This is a genomic window from Microbacterium tumbae (assembly GCF_054780175.1).
On record NZ_BAAGWV010000003.1, the window covers coordinates 126673 to 148012 of the forward strand.

A 21340-nucleotide genomic window follows, 5' to 3' on the forward strand; every position below is an offset into this window, starting at 1 on the left:
CCTCGCGTGGCAGGATGAGAGCATCGCTGACGACGAGAGGATCGCCATGTCGCAACCGGAAGGTGTCACCGCTGCGAAGCCGAATGCTTCACTCCTGATCAGGGGGGCGATCTGGATCGCGATCGGAGCGCTCATCGCCGCGGCCCTGGTCTGCGTCGTCTGGGTGCTCATCGGCGATCAGGACGGGTTGATCGCCCGTGCCTTCCTCACCGTGCTCCTGCTGGCCGGCTTCGCGGGCATCGCCCTGCTCGAGGCGGGTCTCGCGCCGAACCGACCGGACTGGCTGGCGCTGGCGAGCATGATCACGTGGATCGTCGCTCTGCTGGTCGGTGCGGTGAAGATCTGGCTCCCGGAGGACTCCGCGTACTTCGGCAGCGGCGCCGAGCGCTTCTTCCAGCTCCTGCTCGTCGTCGGCATCCTCCAGCTGACCCTGCTGCATGTGCGCCTCTTCCTGCCCGCGGCCGAGCGGTACGTCACCGTCTTCACGAGGGTGATCTTCTATCTCACCCTGGTGTTCCTCATCGCCCTGGCAGGCATGCTGATCTTCTTCCTCACCGTGCCCCACACCTTCGACTACCCCGATCTGTACTGGCGGATCGTCGTGGCGCTCGCGATCCTCGCCGCGGTCGGCACGACCCTGATCCCGCTGCTGAACGCGCTGTTCGCACCCAAGAAGCAGGCGCCGGCGGCTGCCGCGGTGCAGCAGTGGCCCACGTATGCGGACGGAGCGACGCCGCTGCCGGCCCTTCCGGACGGCACGCCGGACTGGAACGCCTATTACACCGGGTACCCCAGCGCGGTCGCGCCGGTCGCCTATCAGGCGGCTCCGGGCTATGCCGTGGCGGCGCCGGTCCCCGCCGCTCTTCCCGTGGCCGCTCCCGCCGAACCGGTCTGGCCGGCGCAGGCTCCGCCCGCGGCCGATGTCCCCCCGGTGCCCCCGGCGCCGGATGCGGAGGTCCCGCCGGCGCCCCCGGTGCCGTCGATCCCGGCCCCGTCCGTCGCGACGATCCCGCCGGCGCCTCCCGTGCCGCCGGTGGCTCCGCAGCAGTGATGGGAGGTCTCGACGAGGCGCCGCGCCTTCGGGAGCTCGCCATCGACATCGCGCGCGAGGCCGGCGATCTCGCCAGGGTGCGCCGTGCCGCGGGCGTCGCGCTCGCCGCGACGAAGTCGACCATCGCCGACATCGTCACCGAGGCCGACCGAGAGGTCGAAGACCTCATCAAGGCGCGGCTGCGGGCAGAGAGACCGGGCGACGGCTTCCTCGGTGAGGAGTCCGGCGCGGATGAGAGCACCACCGGCGTGACCTGGGTGGTCGACCCGATCGACGGCACCGTCAACTACGCGTACGGCATCCCCTCGTACAGCGTGAGCATCGCGGCGGTGAGCGGAGGGACCGATCCGGAGTCCTGGCAGGACATCGCCGGTGCGGTCTACGGCCCGGCGCTCGGAGAGCTGTTCTCCGCCGCGGTGGGCGAGGGTGCATGGCTCGACGGCGTCCGCCTGTCGGTGACGCGGGAGATCCCCGCGGGCGCTCTGCTCGCGACGGGCTTCGGATACGATCCCTCGACGCACGACGGCGACCTCGCGACGGTGCGGAGGGTCATGCCGATGGCCAGGGATCTCCGCCGCATCGGATCGGCCGCGCTGGATCTGTCGTATGTGGCGGCCGGACGTCTGGACGGCTTCTTCGAACGCGGCCTGAACGCGTGGGATTTCGCCGCAGGCGCCATCCTGGTCCGCGAAGCAGGCGGAGAGGTGAGCCGATTCGATCTCGGAGCGCGTCGGCCGATGCTCGTCGCCGGCGGCCCTGTCGTGCACGCGCGATTGAGCGAACTCGCGGATCCTCGGGAATGACGTCCCGTTCATGGCATTCCCAGGACGGACGGGGTAGGGTTTATCCGATCGTTACCTTCGTCACCCCGAATGGCGAAGTCGCTGAGCGCCCCCGAGCTTGACCGAGAGACACGTTTTGCCCTTTGACACCCCTGAGGCTGAGCCTGTGCCGACGCGCCGCTCCAGCCGTGCCCGGCTCGCGGGTTCCGCGACCCCGGCCGCGGTGTCGGACGTCTCCGCGCAGGACACGCAGATCAGTGCGACCGTCCCCCTGTCCCGGCGTTCGGCTCGTGCCGACGCCTTGCGCGGCGCGGAGGCGAAGCGCGATGTGGACCTGTCCCCGGTGACCGCCGCGAGCGCTCGCCGAGCGGCTGCCGGCGACCTCCCTGCCATACCGGTGCCGCAGGAGACGGTCGAGCAGATCTTCGCGGAGTCCGTCGTCGTGGTCTCTGCCGACCCGATCGCGGTTCCGGACGCCGAGACGTCCTCGTCGCAGGACGAGGACGTCGTCGAGGAGGACGCCGTCGCTCCTGCGGATCCCTCCGTCGCCGAAGATCCGTTCCTGGTGGCCGCTGCCGCCTTCCATGCGCAGGGGGGAGCGTCGGCGGCATCCGTCGCTGAAGAGCCTGCACGACCGGAGCCCGTGGACGACGCGCCCGCTCCTGTGCATGTCGCCCCCCGTCGTCCACGCGCTCTGCGCAAGGTCGTCGCGGCCGGAGCATCCGTCGGTGTGATGGGCCTCGCCTGCCTGCTCGCGGTCTCGATGACCCTGCCCGCGGAGGCCGTCGCCGCCGCGCAGGGCGGTCAGAGCCTCGCAGCGGCGTCGCTGGTCACGTCCGGGAGCGCGCTCGCTGGAGGCGAGGAGTTCTCCGAGGACGAGATCCAGGCGTTCGTCGCCTCCTCGGACGTCGCGAACGACACGCTCGAGCGCACCGAGGAGTACTCCACGGTCTCGCTCGTCGACCTCGCAGCCGAGCAGGGCATCCGCTACTCCGACTCCCTGTACGTCAACGACCCGAACGCCGCGATCCAGTGGCCGTTCGTCGTCGGGGTCGGCATGAGCTCGGGCTACGGCGAGCGCTGGGGCCGGCTGCACGCCGGCATCGACCTCGTGCCGGGCGAGGGCGCGCCGATCCAGGCGATCGCGGCGGGAACCGTCCGCACCGCGACGGAGTCCGGCGGCGCATACGGCGTGACGGTCTACATCGACCACATCATCGACGGCGAGCTCGTCACGAGCCACTACGCGCACATGCAGTACGGGTCCCTTCGGGTCAAAGCCGGGGACACGGTCGAGGTCGGCGACATCATCGGCCTCGTCGGCAACACGGGTCGTTCCTACGGCGCCCATCTGCACTTCGAGATCATCATCAACGGGTCGACGACAGACCCGCTTCCGTGGATGCGCGCGCATGCCGGGCGCTACGACGGGGTGACTCCTCCGGTTTCGTGACCGGGGTGTGAGGATGGTATTGTTTTCTGGTTGCCTTCACGAGGGTGACACGCCCCGATAGCTCAGTGGCAGAGCACTTCCATGGTAAGGAAGGGGTCGTCAGTTCAATCCTGACTCGGGGCTCGCAGCATTCGCTCCGCGCGGTGGATGCCTTGCGGCAGGGTAGCTCAGTTGGTGAGAGCGCACGACTCATAATCGTGAGGTCGCGGGTTCAAGCCCCGCTCCTGCTACAGATCAGGGCCCCCGGATTTCCGGGGGTTTTGTCGTTCTGTGAGAGCCGCTTGATCGGCGATGACGCGCGTTGTGCCGGCTGCGACGTCGACAACAGCCGCGCTGGTCGGTCACGGGCTCGTCGAGGTACACTTGAAGCACGGCGGGCAGTAGCCCTCGGAGCCTGGCAGTCTTCCGGACGGTATGACGAGCCAGGCTCACGTGTTTCTACAGCCGGGTGACCTGGGATCCGACGATCGCTTCGACGCGACTGACCCAGTTGCCGCCGTTCGAGTAGCACCAGGCGACGGCATCACTCACCCAGAGCAGCGGATGCTCATGTGGCGCGACATGCCGATACTGCATCTCCGAAGACCCAGCGCGGCGGATCGTGTCCGCGATCAGTCGGCGGTCGGCGCGCTCGACGGACTCGTCTCGTTCGATGATCAGCTGCGCCACACCAGCGCGGGCGGCCTCCTCCGTGAGCGCACCGAGGGAAAGCGGCCGCGCTTCCTTGTCTGACCGCTGCTTGACGACCCATACAGACACCCGTACCTCAAGAGCACACATGCGCGAGAGGATCTGGCGGCGTCGACTGTCGCTCTCGCTCTTGAAGTGGATGCGTCGCTGACCTGGCTTGAGGAGATCGCGCAGCGCTCGTTCGGATGCCTGAACGTCGCCGATTGCGGTGGCAGTCGCAACGACGTAGTAACCGCGGGCCTTCGACTCGTCGACGTAGACGCGGTCGTTCCGGCGGAAGGTCACAGGTCGACCGTAGACCTCTGGTCAGACGTAGGACGCACCGCGGAGTCACCCGGCTCCGCTCCGCTGGGGCGTTCGTCTGAGCTCCGGCCTGACGACGTGTCGGTCCCCCGCACAGCGCGTGCACCAGAGACCGTCCTATGAAGGCGTTGTATCCTCGGCTCGCTTCCGCGCTGCCGTGCTCACGTTCCGTACGATGGTCGAGGCCGGAGACCAATACGCGGACGGGGCGGGACGAGATGAATCATGGACACGGGCGGGTCGGCGCGGCAGCAGGAGCGGCGCTCGCGCTCTCGCTGCTGTTGACCGGATGCACGGACGGTGGCCAGACCGGTCCCGGGACGGACGGGCCCACACCCTCTGCGGATCCGGCGGAATCCGTCGAGGGATCCGTCGTGACCGTGGAGGGGCTCTTCGACGGCGTCGCGATCGAGATCGGCGTCGAGCCGGTCGAGGTCGACGGCGACAGGGCGCTCTTGCGCGTCTCCTACCGCACGACCGAGGATGAGCAGCTCCCGACCCTCGCGATGATCCTGAACGGCTCGGCGTCCACAGGAGGCGCGCAGGGGCTGCGTCTGTTCGACGGTGATGCGCGCGTCGTCTTCCCCGTCCTGGTCGATGAGACCGGGAAGCCCCTCGCCACGGGCCTGGCGGAGCTGCGGGACGTGACGACCGAGGCGGAGACGCTGTCCGTCCACGCCGCACCCTCCGGGGACACGGTGGACGTGCTGATCCCGACGTTCGGATGGGTTCACGACGTCCCCGTGCGCGAGGCGGGCGATTCGTTCGACGCCGATGTCGAGGGTCTGGGCGGTACGCCGGAAGCGGCATCCGCGATACCGCTGCGCGTGTACGCCGAGGCGTACGAGACGGATACGTCGGTGACCTCGGAGGGGGAGACGGTCACGGTGACGCTGGCCTCCGACGTCCTGTTCGCCACGGGGGAGTACGCGCTCACCAGCAAGGCGACCGCGGCCGTGGACGCTGCGGCTGCGGAGATCACCGCGGCGGCCGACTCCGGAGAGGTGCAGGTCGTTGGGCACACCGACGACGTCGACACCGCGGCATCGAATCAGCGTCTTTCCGAGCGGCGAGCGGATTCGGTCGCGTCACGATTGGCGCAGGCGCTGGGCGGCGACTTCACCGTCGTGCCTTCGGGCAAGGGCGAGACGGAGCCGGTCGCCGAGGGCACCTCGGACGAGGTCCGCGCGGCGAACCGTCGTGTGGAGATCATCTTCGACGGCGTGCAGCAGCTCGCCCCGACCGAGACGGAGGTCACGATTCCCGAGGCGACAGACCCGGTCGTCACCGGATCAGGCGAGGAAGCCACGTTCTCGGTGGGTGGCGGCGAGTACAGTCTGGCCGTCCGGTCCGTCGAGCGCACCGGCCAGTCGCTCGTCGGGACCTTCGAGCTCGGGCTCGTCTCCGGCTCCGGCGGCATCACCGAGGCGATGGGCGTGCCCGATGTGCCGGCGGTGTCGAAGCGCGGGTTCCTTCCGGCAGCCGCGTACGGCGGCACGCTCGGAATCTCACTGCTGACCGCGGACGCCCGGGTGTTCCCGTACGACTACGAGGTCTCCGGGAGCGGCGACCGGATGGTGCGTCGGACGCTCGGCGACGAGAAGATCAACGACGGGCTCAGCGCTCCGGGACAGAGGATCCTCGTCACCGTGGTGTGGCCCGACACGGGCGAGGACACGGTGACGATAGAAGTCCCCGGGCGTGCGCGCTTCGCCGAGGTCGGCGTCACGAACGACTAGGAACGAGGCGTCAGCGCACGCCCATCGTCCGGGGAAGGCTGGGCGTGGGCTGTCGTCTACGCGCGTTCGTCGGTCGCGTTCAGCCAGGATCCCCGTTTCGGACGGTTCTGCCAGGCGGCGATCGCCTCGGGCGTGAGGTCGTCACGATCCCAGAGGTATCCGGACACGTTGCCGATCGGCAGGGGGAGGACGCCTCCGGTCTGCGGCGCCTCGTCGGCGAGATGGCGGCGGAGGGTCTGGCGGAGCGACGCCGGCGCGACGCCGAGCAGCTCGGCGACCTCGTCGATCGTCGCGTAGCGTGCGGTGAACCGCTCGTCGTCTGTCGCGCTGCGCAGCGCTCGCGGGCGCCCGGGGGCGTCTTCGTCCTTGGATGCCATGAACGGCACTGTACCAAGCGGGCCGGAGCGGTGTCGGTTCTCATCCCGAGAGAACGTCGCTTCTCATTCCGAGAGAACATTGTGACCACCAGGAAACATCCCCGCGCCTGCGCTTTACCCCGCATTCGTCGTGCGTGAGACTGGTGGGGCAACGTAAGCCGTTGCGGGCCCACCGGGCCACAAGATCTCGGTGGAGTGCGAGTGATGTCAGCATTCTCTCGTCTCGGCTCACGGTCGTGCGCGTCGGTGGGCGGGGGCGATGCTGCATCCTCGTTTCCTGTCAATCGGTACTGGAATGAGAAATGATGTCTTTGCGCGTCACGATCGTCGTCGGAAACCCGAAGCCCAAGTCCCGCACCTTGAAGGTGGCCGAGACACTGGTCGAGCAGCTGCTCGAATCAGGGTCCTACGATCTCGAGGTGATCGACCTCGCCGAGCACACGGCCAGGATCTTCGCCTGGCCTTCGGAGGAGATGGCGGCATTGAACGCGCGGGTCGCCGAGAGTGACCTCGCCGTGTTCGCCTCGCCCACCTACAAGGCCACCTACACCGGCCTGCTGAAAGCCTTCCTCGACCGGTATCCGGCGAACGGCCTCAGCGGTGTGACGGCGATCCCGGTGCTTACGGGCGCCGATCAGACCCACTCGATGGGCCCGACGGTGAACCTGGCACCGCTTCTGGTGGAGCTCGGGGCTGTGGTGCCCGGTCGAGGGCTCTACTTCGTCGCGGGTCAGATGGACCAGGTGGAGGACATCGTCGCCGTCGCGGCGGCGGAGTACGCGGCGAACCTCTCGAGGCTCGCCGCGCTCGCTTCACGCACGCGCAACGCCTCTCTTCCGGCACCGGCTGTCTGACCGCATAAGGAGCTGGATAACACATGACCATCGCACCCCCCAGTGCGGCCCTGGAGGCCGCCATCGATCCTCGGGCCTTTCGCGACACCTTGGGCCACTACGCCTCAGGCATCACCATCATCGGCGGGATGGAGGGCGCCGATCCGGTCGGGTTCACCTGCCAGTCGTTCTACTCTGTCTCGACCGAACCACCTCTGGTGTCGTTCAGCGTGATGACCACTTCCACCACCTATCCGCGTATCCGGGAGGCCGGCCGCTTCTCGGTGAACGTGCTCGCGCACGACCAGCACGCCGTGTCCAACCAGTTCGCGCGCAAGGGCACCGACAAGTGGGCTGGCATCGACTGGACGCCCACCGCCGGTGGCAATCCGGTGATCGTCGGCACATTGATGTGGCTGGACTGCGACATCTGGGCCGAGTACGAGGCCGGTGACCACTACATCGTGATCGGCCGGGTGAAGGAGATGAGCCCGGCGGAGTGGCACGGGCACGAGCCGTTGCTCTACTTCAAGGGGCGGTACCGTCACCTCAGCGGACTCGACGGCGTGGAGGGCTGACCCGCGCGGCCTCGCGGGCGATCGGCGCTCACTCGCCCCAGCGGGTGGCGATGTCGGCGTCGATGCCCACGAGGTCGAGCGTGCGCTGCACGGTGTGGTCGATCATCTCGGCCAGCGACGCCGGCCGGCTGTAGAACGCGGGCACCGGCGGCATGATCACCACCCCGGCTTCCGTGGCCTCAGCCATCAGCCGGATATGGCCGCGGTGCAGCGGCGTCTCCCGCAGCATGGCCACCACGGGTCGGCGCTCCTTCAGCGCCACGTCCGCCGCTCGCACCATCAGCGTCTCGTCATAGCTGTTCGCGATGCCGGAGAGGGTCTTGATGCTGCACGGCGCGATGACGACGCCGTCCACCCGGAACGATCCGCTCGCGATGGCCGCGGTCATGTCGGCATTGTCGTACGTGACGTCTGCCAGGGCGAGCACCTCCTTGGTGGTGCGGTCCGTCTCCTGGTGGATGGTGGCACGGCCCGCGCGGCTGATCACGAGGTGCGTCTCGGCGAGCTGCTTCTCACGCAGAACCTCGAGCATCCGGATGCCGTAGATCGCACCAGAGGCTCCGGAGATGCCGATGACCAGCCGTGTCATGTGCGATCCATCGCCACGAGCGTGGCAGCCAGAGCGTGGGCGCCCCGTGCGATGTCATCGAGGTCGGTCCACTCCTCGGGGCAGTGGCTGCGACCGTCGCGCGAGGGCACGAAGATCATGCCGGTGGGGGCGACGGATGCGATGTGCGCGGCGTCGTGCCCCGCACCGCTGGGGAGAGCGCGCCAGGAGTAGCCGAGGGTGCTGCCGGCGTTCGCGATGGTGTCCTGAACGGCGGCGGCGGTCGGCACCGGATCCTGGTCGTTCAGCCACTGCAGGTCGACCGCGATGCCGCGACGCTCCGCCACGGCGACGAACTGCTCCATGATGTTCCTGCGCGCCGTGCCGAGCCAGTCGCCCGAGGGGCTGCGCAGTTCGGTCCAGAGGCGGGCGAGCGACGGCACCACGTTGAGAGCGCCCGGCTCGACGTGGATGGCGCCGACGGTGGCCACGGAGTTCTCGCCGGAGCAGCCGATCTGCTCCACCGCGAGCACGGCCTCGGCGGCGGCCACGAGGGCGTCCTTCCGGTCGGCCATCGCAGCGGTGCCGGCGTGGTCGGCACGGCCGAGGAAGGTGGCGAGCACCCGTTCGATGCCCGCGATCGCGGTCACCACCCCGAGCTGGGCGCCGGTGCGCTCGAGCACAGGCCCCTGCTCGATGTGCAGCTCGACGAATCCGGCCAGGCGGACCGCACTGCGTGATGCGGCGAGCATCGCGTCGGGGGACAGCCCGTCCTTCTCGAGCGCCCGCCCGAGAGTCACGCCGTCGTCCCGCGCGCTGTCGAAGAAGGCGGGCGTGATGAGGCCGGTGAGCGACCGGCTGCCGACGCAGCTCACGCCGTAGTCGTTGGGCTCTTCGCCGAGGAAGTCCACCACGACGAGATCGTGCTGCAATCGGGTTCCCGTCTCCTGCAGACGCCGCGCCGCCTCGATGGCGCCGACGACGCCGACGATGCCGTCGAATCGGCCCCCGCTGGCCACCGTATCGGTGTGCGAGCCGGTGCCCAGCGCGCCGCCGGACGGCGCACCGGTTCCCGGGAGCACGCCGATCGTGTTTCCGGCGGCATCCGTGTGGACCTCCAGCCCCGCGTCGCGCATCTCGCGGGCGACCCAGGACCGCGAATCCCAGTACGGTTCGCTCAGCACCCGGCGCGTCCAGCCGTCATGATCGCTCTCGGTGAAGGCGGACAGGCTGTCGATGGCGACGCGCAGCCGCTCGGGTTCGGGGTGCAGTCGGTCGAGATCGGTCATCAGCTCGCTTCTTCCCGGTTCAGGTGATTTTCGATTGCCGTGGCCGCAGGCAGCGGCTCCGACAGGATGTCGGTGAGTTTCTTTCCCGCCGCACGCACGTGCGACACGATCTCCCGCAAGCGGCGCTCGGACATCCGGGAGCTCGGGCCGATGGCGCTGATGCATGCGGCGATGTCGCCGTCCCAGAACACCGGCACGCCCACGCCGATGGCGCCGGAGTCAAGTTCGGAGACGGTGATCGCGAGGCCTTTCTCGCGCACGTCGGCGAGGTTCTGGGCGGCCGCCTCCGGGTCCTCGCCTTCATCCCAGCCGACCCGGGCTTCCAGGTAGCGGTGGATGAAGCGCTGATCCATGTAGGCCAGCAGAGGCTTGGCTGACGCCCCTTTGTGCAGAGACAGGGAGACTCCGCGGCGGAAGGAGAAGCGCACCGCCCGCCGCGGCTCGGCGAGCTCTATGCAGGTGGCGCTCCAGCCGTCGCGCACGGTGAGGATGACGGTCTCGTCGGTCTGCGCGACCAGCTCGAAGATCACCGGGCTCGCGATGGCCGCGAGGCAGCGGTGCAGCGCCTGAGGCTTGAGCATCCGCAATGTCTTGAGACCGAGATCGAAGTGCCCCTCGTAATCGGCGATGTAGCCTTTGCCGCGCAGAGTGGTGACATAGCGATAGGTGGTGCTGAGCGGCAGCTCGGCGGCGCGCGCGATAGCTTCAGCCGTGGTCGGCCCTGCGGCGGCGATGTAGGAGAGGATGTCGAGCCCGCGATCCAGACTGGTCATACGATCACCCGATCCCCGACGCGCTGCGCGAGCCGCTGCCGCACGCGTTCCATCGCTTCGGCAGGAGGCGCGGCGATCGTGAAGCCTTCCCGCCGATCGGACTCCACGGCGAGCGCGTCGAACCCGATCTTCGTGACCGTTCCGCCCTGCTCGAGCGGCTCGGATCGATCGGTGCGCACGTCTTCGGCCAGTACCAGATCCCGTTCGAGCCGGCATCGGGTGATCCGCGCCCATTCGACCTGTACCGGATCCCACACGTCGATGTCGGCGTCCACCACCGTCACCTGCTTCAGCATGCTGAGCGAGCCCCAGCAGGCGAACATGGCCTGCTTGGCGTGACCTGGACGTGGCGAGTGCAGCTGCACCACAGCCGAGAGGCGCCCCGCCCCCGACTCGACGACGGCGACCTCGCCTACCGAGGGGATGGAGCGTTCCACGGCTGCGCGCAGGCCGGCGGCTATCGGGATCGCACCGAGCAGGATGTGCTCGCGGTGCCAGCCGGGCAGCACGGTCTGCAGGATCGGGTCGGGCCGTCCGGTGATCCGGTGCACCTCCGCTGTCGCCGCGGGACCGTAGGCCTCGTACATGCCGTGGTACTCGGAGACGAGACCCTCCTCAACGGTGCGCCGCACGTCGAGGGTAGCCTCGATCACGAGCTCCGCCTCTGCCGGAACGAGCAGATCGTTGGCTGTGCGCACCACCGTGAGCGGCTGTCCGAGCAGTCGTCCGACATGCCAGAGCTCGTCGTCACCGAGCTCCAGGTAGAGGCAGGCCGCGAGCTGCACCGCAGGGTGGGCGCCGATCGCGATCGCGATCTCGAGTCGCCCGTCCGGCGAGCGCTCGGCCATCTTGTTGAGATGATGATTCGGCGCGATGCCGACCAGCGCGTGATTGCCGCCGAGCGGTCGCACGCGGGCGAAGGAGGCGTTTCCCTCGCCGGTCGACGGATCGCGCGCGATGATGACGCCGGCCGTGATGTACGGCCCGTTCTCGAGCTCGAAGAAGGTCGGTATCGGCAGCTCGTCGAGTTCGAGATCGTAGACGGTCGAGATGCTCGGCCCGGTGACCGCCTCGATCGGAGGGCGGCGATCAGCGATCGCCGCCCTGACGGTGCTCTGGATATCGGCGGTCGCGCATCCGATGGCCTGAGCGATGCGGTCGCGGGTCGCGAGCACATTGCCGGCAGCTCGGAAGCCGCTGCCCAGCAGACGATCGAAGATGATCGCCGGTCCCGGGTCGAGAGCGGCGAGGTAGGCGGCGAGTTCGTGGCGCACGTCGACGGGCTCGTCGATCCGCAGCGTCTCGCCGGGGGCGAGGGACGTGAGGAAGGTGCGAAGGGAAGGCTCTGGAGACGGCACGGCTGGCTCCTGTTCCGGGGGGCGAAGTTGTGGTTGTCAGTTCTAGCACCGATTCTCTGGCGCTGAGAGGCGATGCAGCCGTCGACGGCCTTCCAGAGCCCTTTCAGTGTCCTGGCACGCCCTCATCGAGCCCTGGAAACACAGGGATGTGAGAGCGGGAGCCGCATGATTCCGGGCTTCGGCGGCAGCCTTTCCCGCGCATTGGGAACGACGTTACGGATGTGAAAAAGTCTCGTGACGCGACCGTATCCGCCCGTGCTGCCGGTGCTCTAATGAGTCACCGCAGCACATGCATCCGCTGCTCCCCGCAACCGGGCATCGGCGTCCTGCCGCTACCCGTTCTCAGGGGCCGGGATCATCACCACACTCGAAGGGTCGAATTCAGCATGAGTCAGTTTCATCTCGGATGGTTCAACGGGGCCGGCTTCAGCCTCAATGGCTGGGGAGCGCCCGGGTACGGAACGGGCTATGAGCCGTGGCAGCCCGACATGTTCCAGGACGGCATCCGCATCCTGGAGCGCGGCGGCTTCGACTTCATGATCCTCGAGGACTCCTCGATGGTGCCGGAGACCTTCGGCGGATCACCGGAGTTCTATCTCAACCGCGGCATCATGGCGCCGAAGCTCGACCCGGTGCCGCTCGTGCCCTACCTCGCCATGGCCACCAAGAACATCGGCATCGTGCCGACGCTCACCACCGGGTTCTACCACCCGTGGCTCCTGGCCCGGCTGATGACCACCCTCGACCACCTCACCAAGGGGCGCATCGGCTGGAACATCGTGACGGCCACCACCCAGTTGGCCTGGTCGAACTACGGCCTCACCCAGCCGGAGCACGACGAACGCTACAACCTCGCAGACGAGTTCGTGGATGTCACCAAGAAGCTCTGGGAATCGTTCCCCGCCAGCGCTGAGGTCCTCGACCCCGACACGGGGATCGCCTACACGGCGAAGGACGTGAAGCCCATCGACTTCGAGGGCAAGTACTTCTCCTCGCGCGGCCCGCTGAACGCTCCGCCCGGACCGCAGGGTCAGCCGGTGCTCTTCCAGGCGGGTGGATCGCCGGCCGGCAGGCGCTTCGCGGCCAAGAACGCCGAGGTGATCATCGCCAGCTGCACCTCGGTGGAGGATATGAAGGCCTACTACACCGATGTCAAGAGCTACGCCGAGCAGATCGGTCGTGATCCGAGCACGGTCAAGGTGATGTTCACCACCGGCGTGGTGCTGGGCGACACGGATGCCGAGGCCGAGAGCCACGCGGAACTGCGGCGTGAGCGCAACCGCACGAACTACACGATGCAGATGGCAGGGATCTCGAACATCACGGGCATCGACTTCTCGAAGCTCGACCTCGACGCCCCGATGCCGGAGCTGCAGACCAACGGATCGCAGAGCTCGCTGAAGGAGTTCCTCAGCACGGCGGCGCCCGGAGCATCCCTGCGCGAAGTGCTGGAGTCGAAGTCGAACGTCGGCATCATGGGCTACCCGTTCATCGGCACAGCAGACTCGGTGGCCGGCCAGATGCAGGAGGTCATGGAGGAGGTGGGCGGCGATGGGTTCCTCTTCGGAGCCAGCATCTCACCGGAGTACATGACGAGCGTCGTCGACCGCGTCGTGCCGGCCCTCCGCAAGCGCGGGCTGGTGCGCACGGGCTACGACCACGCCACCTTCCGCGACAACGTGATGGAGTTCTGAGCTCCGTTTCCCACCGCACGGGAATCACGTAAAACCCAGAAGAACAAGGGTCGCCGTGGCCGGTCGCACCGGCCGGTCACGGGTAGATTCTCCACACGCTCTGGCTTCACCCGCACCCGATCGCTCCTCCACTCTCGCAAGGAAACTGGTCATGACGAGCAGTATTGAAGCTGTACGCTCCCGCAGCACCATCCCGCATCGCCTCGGACGCGCTCTTCCCTGGGCGCTGCTCACGATCGTGATCCTCTGCGCCTTCGTGATTCCGTTCGTGGTGCTCGTCGTCACTGCCTTCCGTACCGACATCCCCGGTCTGCCGGGGGAGTGGACGATCGACGGCTTCGTCGAGGCGTTCACGAACGCCGACCTGCTCAAACCCCTCGCCGACTCGCTGGTGTTCGCGATCTCCTGCGCGATGATCGCCACCGCGATGGCGCTGGGCTTCGTCTTCGTCTCCACTCGCACCACCGTGAGGCTGCGCAGCTGGATCACGCCGATGATGGTGATCATCCTCGCCACACCGGTGCTGTTCTTCGCTCTCAGCTGGGGGATGCTCGGCGCCGACAAGGTGGGCCTGATCAACAAGGTCTACGGACTGATCACCGGCGGCGGCGACTCCTTCTTCACCATCAACTCCTGGTTCGGCCTGGTGTTCGTGATGAGCATCAAGCTCAGCTCGTTCTGCTACTTCCTGCTGCTCGGGCCTTCGCTGAAGATGAACCGTTCGCTCGAGGAGGCGGCGCAGGTCGCCGGATCGGGCCGGGCGGGCATCTTCTTCCGCGTGTACATCCCGCTGCTCAGCCCGGCGATCTTCGGCTCGCTGCTCATCGGCTTCATCGGCAGCCTCCAGGCCTTCGACGTGCCGCAGATCATCGGCACCCAGGCCGGTATCCGAGTCTTCTCCACCGAGATCTACCGGTACATCACCCTCTTCCCCGCCAACTACGCGGCGGCCGCCAGCCTCGCGCTCGGCCTCGTGGCCCTGCTCGCGCTGCTGGTCTGGGCGCAGATGGCACTGCTGAAGGGCCGGGACTACACGACGGTCGGCGGCAAGAGCACCCACAGCGCGCGCTGGGAGTTCCCGAAGAGCGGCTGGCTGATGACGACCGCGGTCCTGGTCTTCGGCGTGCTGGCGTTCCTCCTGCCCACCCTGCAACTCGTGCTGAGCTCCTTCAACACCGTCTTCGGCCGCTACGACACCTTCTCCCTGCGCAACTACGAGACCATCTTCAAGAACCCGACCGCGCTCGAGGCAGTCGGAAACACTGTGCAGTTCATGGTGATCGGCGGCTTCGTCACCGTGCTGCTCGGCTCCATCCTCACCTATGCGCTGCGTGCCAGGCCGAGCAGATGGAAGCGTGCGCTCGAGGTTCCCACCTGGATCCCCTGGGCCACGCCCGGCCTCGTCGGCGCGTTGGCCATCCTCGGCACCATCCTCGCCGTGCCTTTCCTGCACGGCATATACGGCACCCCGACCGCGATGTTCATCGCCCTCATCATCGCGACCCTCCCTGTGGCCATGCGCTTCACCGAGAACGCCATCCTGCAGATCGACAACCAGCTCGTCGACGCCGCTCGCATCAGCGGCGCATCGGTTTCCCGCAGCTTCGCCACCGTGGTGGTGCCGCTCATCGCACCCAGCTTCGTCTCGGGCTGGTTCGTGGCTGGCCTGGCCATCGCGGGGAACCTCGAGATCCCGCTTCTCCTGGGTTCCACGAAGGTCACCACCATCGCGGGACTCGCGTACAAGTTCTACGTCGACAGCGCCAGCCCGCGGGCGGCCGCGGTCTTCTGCCTGCTGCTCCTCACCGTGCTGGCTCTGTTCCTGGTGATGACCCTGCTGCGTCTCCTGGCCGGCCGTGTCGCCGGCTGGAACCGCGCGCGCAACTCGGCCCCGGCGCTCGCCGTGCCGGCGCCGAGGCAGCCCAGCCACGCCCCGGTCCCCGAGACCGTCGCGCTCTAGCCCCTCGCCCCGCCAGAAAGGACCCCCGATGTCCAGCATCACCCTGAAGAACGTGTCGAAGAGCTACGGCGCCGCGACGGTGATCGATGACCTCAGCCTCGACATCGTCGAAGGCGAGTTCCTCACCCTCCTCGGCCCGAGCGGCTGCGGCAAGACCACCACGCTGCGTTCGATCGCAGGGCTCGAGCATCCGGACACCGGCCAGATCAGCATCGGCGACACCATGGTGACCTGCATGACGACCGGCAAGATCGTCGCACCCAACAAGCGCAGGCTCGGCATGGTGTTCCAGAGCTACGCGATCTGGCCGCACCTCACGGTGTTCGAGAACGTGGCCTACCCGCTGCGCAGGCAGCGGATGTCGGGAGCCGACATCCGCACGGCCGTCATGGCGACGCTGGCCACCGTGGGCCTCGACCATGCAGCCGATCGTTCGGCCACCCAGCTCTCGGGCGGCCAGCAGCAGCGCGTCGCTCTGGCACGTGCCATCGTGTCGAACCCCGAGGTGCTGCTCTTCGACGAGCCGCTCTCGAACCTCGACGCCCAGCTCAGGATCACGATGCGCGACGAGATCCAGAAGGTGACCAGCCGCAGCAACGCGACCTCGATCTACGTCACCCACGACCAGTCCGAGGCGTTCTCGCTCTCCGATCGCGTGGCGATCATGCTCGGCGGCAAGATCGTGCAGCTCGACGTCCCCGAAGTCGTGATGAACCGGCCGGCCAGCGTCGACATCGCTCGCTTCCTCGGGGTGGAGAACATCCTCGCTGCCAACGTCGTCTCGACGGCATCGGACTCGGCGGTGCTCGAGGTCCACGACCTCGGCGCACGGATCACGGTGGGGCGCTCGGCCGCCGATGGTCTGCACGCGGGCGATGCCGTACGGGTCGCGTTCCGCTCCGGGGCCGTGTCCTTGGTGGAGACCGACCATCGCGACCCCGCCGTGCTCGACGGCGAGGTGGTGCAGACCACCTTCCTCGGCGAGGGCGCACAGTACCGCATCGCATCGGGCAAGGGGCATCTCCTCGCGCGCAGCCATTCCTCGGTCGCGCCGATCCTGCCTGCGGCGACCCCGGTGAGCTTCCGCATCGCGCCCGAACGGGTCACGGTCTTCCCCGCCTGAGTCGATCCGCTCCCCGCCCCACCGGGTCCCCAGAACTCCGGATGCCCGCATCCGGCCGCCTCGTTCCGCCCCACCTCCCTTCACTGCACCAGAAAACACCCGGAAAAGGAGCTTCAACCGTGCGAACCACACGATATCTCGGGCTGTCCGCCATCGCGGCGACCGCCATCCTCCTCGCCTCGTGCGCCTCCGCCTCACCCGCGGACGAGCACGAGGATATGGACATGAGCACCGATGACGCCAGCGTCGAGACGCTCGGCGGCGCGGAGAACGCCGCCTACCTCGACGACCTCTACCAGCAGGCGGTCGACGCGGGCCAGACCACGATCACGGTCTACGGCATCACCGCCACCAGCTCGGCCTCGCTCTACGAGGCCTTCCAGGAGCGGTATCCGGAGATGTTCGTCGACCACGTCACCATCTTCGGCACCGAGCTCCAGCAGCGCATCGCCAGCGAGCAGGCGACGGGCCAGTACCTCGCCGACAACATCAGCGTCAGCGGCGCGGATGCGGTCTACCTCGCCGAGCAGGACTTCGTGGCCGAGCAGGAGCCGCCGCTCGCGGCCGACCTGCCGGAGGAGTACAAGCCCGCGGGCGACACGCTCTTCGGCGGCAACACCTACGTCTACACGATGGCGTACAACACCGACGAGGTCGAGGCGGATGACGCGCCGAAGACGTTCGATGACCTTCTCGACCCGAAGTGGGCGGGGAAGATCGGATTCCCGGACCCCTCGGCCGGAGTCACCTCCTTCCTGACCTCGGCCATCGAGGCCGGCGTCATCGACGAGAGCTGGGTGACCGAGTTCTTCGCCGAGGCGGAACCGGTGATCTTCCCTTCGGAGCGCGACGTCTTCACGGCCGTCTCGACGGGGCAGATCGAGCTCGGAATCGGGAACTACATTCGCGGGCAGGCCTTCCTCGAGACCGACAGCCTGCCGGTGGGCTTCGTGGCGGACTTCCAGGACGGCGTCGGTGACGGGGTGTTCTACCGTGGCACCGTCAAGAACGCGCCGAACGCCCTGGCGTCGGATCTGCTGACGGCCTGGTGGCTCACCCCCGAGGCTCAGGAGCTCATCGCGGCCCAGGGGCAGCCAGGGCTGATGCCCGATGCCCCTGCTGTGCCGGGTCAACCGCCCCTGTCCGAGATGAAGGTGAACCCGGGTCCCACCTTCGACGAGTACGCCGACTACACCAAGAAGTACATCGACCTGTTCTCCGGGGTCGTGAACGACTAAGACCTCACCAGAGAAGAAACCCCCGGCCGCTTCGGCCGGGGGTTTCTTCTCTGGTGAGGAGGTTTCACACCGCGCAGGCTGGACCGTCGACGGGTACCGCTCCGCCGGACGCCTCCTGCCAGGCGGCGAAGCCGCCGTCGACGTGCGTGACATCCGTGTAGCCCAGCTCGATCAGCTGCGCCGCCACAGGACCGGAGCCGCGCACCGACCCGCACACGACGATGATGGACGTGTCGACGGATGAGACGAGTCCGGAGCGCACGGCGGCGGCGGGGGAGAACTCCTCCTCGACTGTGGTGCGGTCGACCGGCACGGCCCCGGGCAGCTCGCCGTCCCGCATCCGCCCCTCCTCGCCTCGTACGTCGATGACGAGGACGTCCCCGCTCCTGGCTCGTTCGATCGCCTCCTCGGCAGTCAGCAGCGGTGCCAGCGCCGCGGCGTCTTCCATCGTCAATTCAGCCATTTCGGGCCTCCGATCGTTGTAGTGGTGAACATCACGCGCCGACGACTTGGCGCGCCTTCCAGACGGTGCGTGGAAGTGTGAGGGCCGAGCCGATGACGGCGGCGGCGATGCCGATCACCCCGAACGACAGGCCCGTGAAGCCGACGGTCACATAGACGGGGCCCGAGAGGAAGGCGGCGAGGGCCGCGACGCCGTTCATCAGGGTGTCCACCACTCCCTGGGTGGGCACCCTGATCTCCGACGGCACACTGCCGCTCACCATGATCGACCCGGGCACGGTGCCGCACGACCAGCCGAGACCGAGCAGGAACAGGGTGATCATCATGTTCTGGGAATGCTCGCCGATGATCAGTGCCGCGACAGCGCTGCCGACGAAGACGAGCTGACCGGCCACGATCACCCGAGTCGGGCCGAACCGGTCCGTGGCGATCCCCACCAGCGGGGCGAAGGCGAACATCCCGAGCACGTGCACGCTGATGGTGATGCCGATGAAGGAGATCTCCGCGCCGTTGTGCTGCATGTGGACGGGTGTCATGGTCATGAGCGCCACCATCGAGACGTGCGAGAACACCACGGCGGCGAGGGCGAAGCGCGCGGTCGGGATGCTCCACACGGTGCGCAGCACATCGCTGAAGGAGCGCTTCACCGCAGGCATGCGCGCCTCTGGCGCGAGCTGCGCCGCATGATGGGCCTGGGCGGACAGCAGCGGATCCGGGCGCAGGAAGACATAGAGGATGAGCGCACCGATCGCCAGGAGCACAGCCGCGATCACGAATGCCCCCGCCAGCGGCGGGAGGCCGATCGCGTCGGCGAGCCATTCGCCGGGGAGGCCGAGGTTCGGCCCGAGCACCGAGCCGAACATTCCCGCCCACACCACGAAGGAGAGCGTGCGCGCCCTTCGGGCGGGCAGAGCGAGGTCGGTGGAGGCGAATCGAGTCTGCAGGCCGGCCGCGGTGCCGGCGCCGAACAGCAGCATTCCTGCCATGACCAGGGCGGCGCTCGAGAGCACGGCGGCGAAGATGAGCGATACCGCTCCGATCGCACCGAGCCCCCAGCCGGCGGCGAGGGAGACGCGACGGCCGCGGCGGGCGGCGAGATAGGCCAGCGGAATGCCGAGCAGCGCTGCACCGAGGGTGAGGGCCGTGCGGGCGATGCCGGCGAGCGACTCGTCGGCGATCACCGATTCCGTCAGCAGCACGCCCACGGATGCGCTCGCGCCCATGCCGAAGGAGCCGAACACCTGCGCCGTGATCAGCAGGCGCACGCTGCGCTTCTGCTGGGCGAGGATCACTGCATCCTGCTGCCAGGGCAGGGGGGCGATGGGGGCGTCGGAATCGACGTCGCGGCCTGCGCCCTCGGTTGCCGGATCGGAGATCATGTTTCTCACTTTCGTGCGCAGGCGAACAGGGCTTTTCCATGCAATCACCGAGCCTCGTACGCGGGATCCTCGGGGACGCAGGCGTTTCGAGCCGTTAACACGGCTATCACTGCACGAGAAGGCGCAGGCGCTCATTCCCGAAGACAGAGAACACTGTGAAACCTGTGTTTCCGTTGCCCGCTGACGTTGGCCGGCGGCCCGGGCCTCGCATTGAATGAGGGCACCAACTCGACCGGCTGCCCTGGCCGGCCATGATCCTCGAACCTCCTGGAGCATCCATGACCCTCGATTCAGAACTCACCTCCGCTCGGGACCTGGCCGCTCAGTCCGCAGACCCGGGTACCGGTGACGAGAGACTCGAGCTCGGGAGGATCGACACCGCGGTGCGCGGCCTGGTGCAACGGCCCGATCGTCAGTGGGCGCTGGCGGACGTCCTCATCCGCGACGGCATCGTCGCAGGCGTGACCGAGCCGGGTACGGTGCCGGCGTCACGCCTGATCGATGCGGGGACCGCGTACCTTCTGCCGGGGATGGTCGACGCCCATGTGCACAGTCTCAGCCACGACGGTGAAGGGATCGCGGCCGCGACCCGTGCGGCCGCCGCCGGGGGAGTGACCACGATCATCGAGATGCCCTATGACGCCACCGGTCCCATCTCGAACATCGACCGCTTCGCCCGCAAGTCCGATCTCGCCGCCGGGCAGGCTCATATCGACGTCGCGCTGCTGGGCACCGCGCTCCCGAATGGCGGATGGCGTGAGATCGACGCGCTGGTCGACGCGGGTGCGGCCGGGTTCAAGGTGTCGATCTTCCACACCGACGACACCCGGTTCCCCCGCATCCCTGACGGGGAGCTGCTGGACGTGTTCACCGCCGTCGCCGCGACCGGGTCAACGGTCTGCGTGCATGCGGAGAACAACGAGATCATCAAACATCTCATCGAGCGCTACCGGCCCGAGGGCGCGGACCCGCTCGCGCACCTGCGCAGCCGACCCGAGGTCGCGGAGACACTGGGCGTGCTCACTGTGCTCGAGATCGCGCGAGCGGCCGGCGCCCGCGTGCACATGTGTCACACCAGCCTCCCGCGCTCGGTGGACCTGGTCAACGCCTGGGCCGCGGACGGCGCCGACGTGACCATGGAGACCTGCCCGCACTACCTGCTGCTCGATGAGGACGACATGCGCTCCCAGGGCACACGACTGAAGATCAACCCCCCGCTCCGCACCGCCGCCGCGCGCGAAGGACTCTGGGCTCGGCTCGAGCGCGGCGAGATCGACGTGATCAGCTCCGACCATGCGCCGTGGCCGACGCACTTCAAGAACCACCCCAACGTGTTCGACAACCACTCGGGAGCCCCCGGGGTGCAGACCATCTATCCCCTCGTGCTCGCCGAGGCGTTCCGCCGCTCGCCCGCCACGTTCGACGCAGCCGTGCGCGCGATGACCATCAACCCGGCCCGACGCTACGGGCTCGCCGGCGCGAAGGGATCGATCGCACCCGGGTTCGACGCCGACATCGTGGCCTTCGACCCGCAGCGCGAATGGGTGGTCGACGTCGCCGACATGCGGTCGAACGCCGGGTGGACCCCCTACGACGGCTTTGTGGTCCCGGGCCGCATCGACCTCACCCTCTCTCGCGGCAGGGTCGTCTACGACGGCGAGCTGCGCTCCGCCGAGGGCGACGGCCGGGTCCTCTCCACCGTCCGATGACT

The 21340-nt window shown here is 68.1% G+C and carries 19 protein-coding genes and 2 tRNA genes; 13 read left to right on the forward strand and 8 right to left on the reverse strand.

Annotated features, from left to right (window positions below):
* Window positions 1-46: 46 nt before the first annotated feature.
* The 5 genes from ACYVGQ_RS12505 to ACYVGQ_RS12525 all read left to right on the forward strand — a co-directional run bounded on the left by ACYVGQ_RS12505 (window position 47) and on the right by ACYVGQ_RS12525 (window position 3516).
* Window positions 47-1051: a hypothetical protein gene (locus ACYVGQ_RS12505; RefSeq protein ID WP_460784971.1), complete on the forward strand. Its 1005-nt coding sequence runs from the start codon at window positions 47-49 to the stop codon at window positions 1049-1051.
* Window positions 1051-1854: an inositol monophosphatase family protein gene (locus ACYVGQ_RS12510; protein ID WP_460784972.1), complete on the forward strand. Its 804-nt coding sequence runs from the start codon at window positions 1051-1053 to the stop codon at window positions 1852-1854. The genes ACYVGQ_RS12505 and ACYVGQ_RS12510 overlap by 1 nt, the downstream gene beginning before the upstream one ends.
* A gap of 145 nt (window positions 1855-1999) precedes the next feature.
* Complete coding sequence (locus ACYVGQ_RS12515; protein ID WP_460784973.1) at window positions 2000-3286, forward strand: M23 family metallopeptidase; 1287 nt, start codon at window positions 2000-2002, stop codon at window positions 3284-3286.
* A gap of 51 nt (window positions 3287-3337) precedes the next feature.
* Window positions 3338-3409, forward strand: a tRNA-Thr gene (locus ACYVGQ_RS12520).
* Window positions 3410-3442: 33 nt separating this feature from the next.
* Window positions 3443-3516 (forward strand) — tRNA-Met (locus ACYVGQ_RS12525).
* Between the two features lie 208 nt (window positions 3517-3724).
* Here the strand turns inward: ACYVGQ_RS12525 and ACYVGQ_RS12530 are convergent.
* Window positions 3725-4261 carry a hypothetical protein gene (locus ACYVGQ_RS12530; RefSeq protein WP_460784974.1) on the reverse strand — a complete coding sequence of 179 codons (537 nt, stop codon included), beginning with the start codon at window positions 4259-4261 and terminating at the stop codon, window positions 3725-3727.
* A gap of 236 nt (window positions 4262-4497) precedes the next feature.
* Between ACYVGQ_RS12530 and ACYVGQ_RS12535 the strand changes: the two genes are divergently transcribed.
* On the forward strand, window positions 4498-6018 hold the full coding sequence (locus tag ACYVGQ_RS12535) for an OmpA family protein (RefSeq protein ID WP_460784975.1): 1521 nt from the start codon (window positions 4498-4500) through the stop codon (window positions 6016-6018).
* Between the two features lie 56 nt (window positions 6019-6074).
* Here the strand turns inward: ACYVGQ_RS12535 and ACYVGQ_RS12540 are convergent, their stop codons facing one another.
* Complete coding sequence (locus ACYVGQ_RS12540; protein ID WP_460784976.1) at window positions 6075-6395, reverse strand: hypothetical protein; 321 nt, start codon at window positions 6393-6395, stop codon at window positions 6075-6077.
* 302 nt (window positions 6396-6697) lie between these two features.
* Between ACYVGQ_RS12540 and ACYVGQ_RS12545 the strand changes: the two genes are divergently transcribed.
* The gene (locus ACYVGQ_RS12545) at window positions 6698-7249 is read left to right on the forward strand and encodes an NADPH-dependent FMN reductase (protein WP_460784977.1); all 552 of its coding nucleotides are present in this window, start codon (window positions 6698-6700) and stop codon (window positions 7247-7249) included.
* 23 nt (window positions 7250-7272) lie between these two features.
* On the forward strand, window positions 7273-7806 hold the full coding sequence (locus ACYVGQ_RS12550; protein ID WP_460784978.1) for a flavin reductase family protein: 534 nt from the start codon (window positions 7273-7275) through the stop codon (window positions 7804-7806).
* Between the two features lie 28 nt (window positions 7807-7834).
* On the opposite strand, the gene ACYVGQ_RS12555 is transcribed toward ACYVGQ_RS12550, so the two are convergent.
* Genes ACYVGQ_RS12555 through ACYVGQ_RS12570 form a run of 4 tightly spaced genes read right to left on the reverse strand, consistent with a single transcriptional unit; the run spans window position 7835 to window position 11773 of the window.
* Window positions 7835-8395, reverse strand: a complete 561-nt coding sequence (locus ACYVGQ_RS12555) for a UbiX family flavin prenyltransferase (RefSeq protein ID WP_460784979.1) — start codon at window positions 8393-8395, stop codon at window positions 7835-7837.
* Window positions 8392-9642 (reverse strand): M20 family metallo-hydrolase, encoded by a 1251-nt coding sequence (locus tag ACYVGQ_RS12560; protein ID WP_460784980.1) that lies wholly within the window; start codon window positions 9640-9642, stop codon window positions 8392-8394. The genes ACYVGQ_RS12555 and ACYVGQ_RS12560 overlap by 4 nt, the downstream gene beginning before the upstream one ends.
* Window positions 9642-10415, reverse strand: a complete 774-nt coding sequence (locus tag ACYVGQ_RS12565; RefSeq protein WP_460784981.1) for an IclR family transcriptional regulator — start codon at window positions 10413-10415, stop codon at window positions 9642-9644. Before ACYVGQ_RS12565 ends, ACYVGQ_RS12560 begins: the two co-directional genes overlap by 1 nt.
* Complete coding sequence (locus ACYVGQ_RS12570; RefSeq protein ID WP_460784982.1) at window positions 10412-11773, reverse strand: UbiD family decarboxylase domain-containing protein; 1362 nt, start codon at window positions 11771-11773, stop codon at window positions 10412-10414. The genes ACYVGQ_RS12565 and ACYVGQ_RS12570 overlap by 4 nt, the downstream gene beginning before the upstream one ends.
* Window positions 11774-12159: 386 nt before the next feature.
* On the opposite strand from ACYVGQ_RS12570, the gene ACYVGQ_RS12575 reads away from it, so the two are divergent.
* The 4 genes from ACYVGQ_RS12575 to ACYVGQ_RS12590 all read left to right on the forward strand — a co-directional run bounded on the left by ACYVGQ_RS12575 (window position 12160) and on the right by ACYVGQ_RS12590 (window position 17788).
* On the forward strand, window positions 12160-13467 hold the full coding sequence (locus ACYVGQ_RS12575; protein WP_460784983.1) for an NtaA/DmoA family FMN-dependent monooxygenase: 1308 nt from the start codon (window positions 12160-12162) through the stop codon (window positions 13465-13467).
* A gap of 151 nt (window positions 13468-13618) precedes the next feature.
* On the forward strand, window positions 13619-15427 hold the full coding sequence (locus tag ACYVGQ_RS12580; RefSeq protein ID WP_460784984.1) for an ABC transporter permease: 1809 nt from the start codon (window positions 13619-13621) through the stop codon (window positions 15425-15427).
* 28 nt (window positions 15428-15455) lie between these two features.
* On the forward strand, window positions 15456-16550 hold the full coding sequence (locus ACYVGQ_RS12585) for an ABC transporter ATP-binding protein (RefSeq protein WP_460784985.1): 1095 nt from the start codon (window positions 15456-15458) through the stop codon (window positions 16548-16550).
* Window positions 16551-16774: 224 nt separating this feature from the next.
* Window positions 16775-17788, forward strand: coding sequence for an ABC transporter substrate-binding protein (locus tag ACYVGQ_RS12590; RefSeq protein WP_460784986.1), 1014 nt, complete (start codon window positions 16775-16777; stop codon window positions 17786-17788).
* Between the two features lie 64 nt (window positions 17789-17852).
* On the opposite strand, the gene ACYVGQ_RS12595 is transcribed toward ACYVGQ_RS12590, so the two are convergent.
* Both ACYVGQ_RS12595 and ACYVGQ_RS12600 read right to left on the reverse strand, forming a co-directional pair.
* Window positions 17853-18251 (reverse strand): rhodanese-like domain-containing protein, encoded by a 399-nt coding sequence (locus tag ACYVGQ_RS12595; protein WP_460784987.1) that lies wholly within the window; start codon window positions 18249-18251, stop codon window positions 17853-17855.
* Window positions 18252-18282: 31 nt separating this feature from the next.
* The gene (locus ACYVGQ_RS12600; protein WP_460784988.1) at window positions 18283-19629 is read right to left on the reverse strand and encodes an MFS transporter; all 1347 of its coding nucleotides are present in this window, start codon (window positions 19627-19629) and stop codon (window positions 18283-18285) included.
* A gap of 278 nt (window positions 19630-19907) precedes the next feature.
* Between ACYVGQ_RS12600 and ACYVGQ_RS12605 the strand changes: the two genes are divergently transcribed.
* On the forward strand, window positions 19908-21338 hold the full coding sequence (locus ACYVGQ_RS12605) for a dihydroorotase (protein ID WP_460784989.1): 1431 nt from the start codon (window positions 19908-19910) through the stop codon (window positions 21336-21338).
* The last annotated feature ends 2 nt before the right edge of the window (window positions 21339-21340 follow it).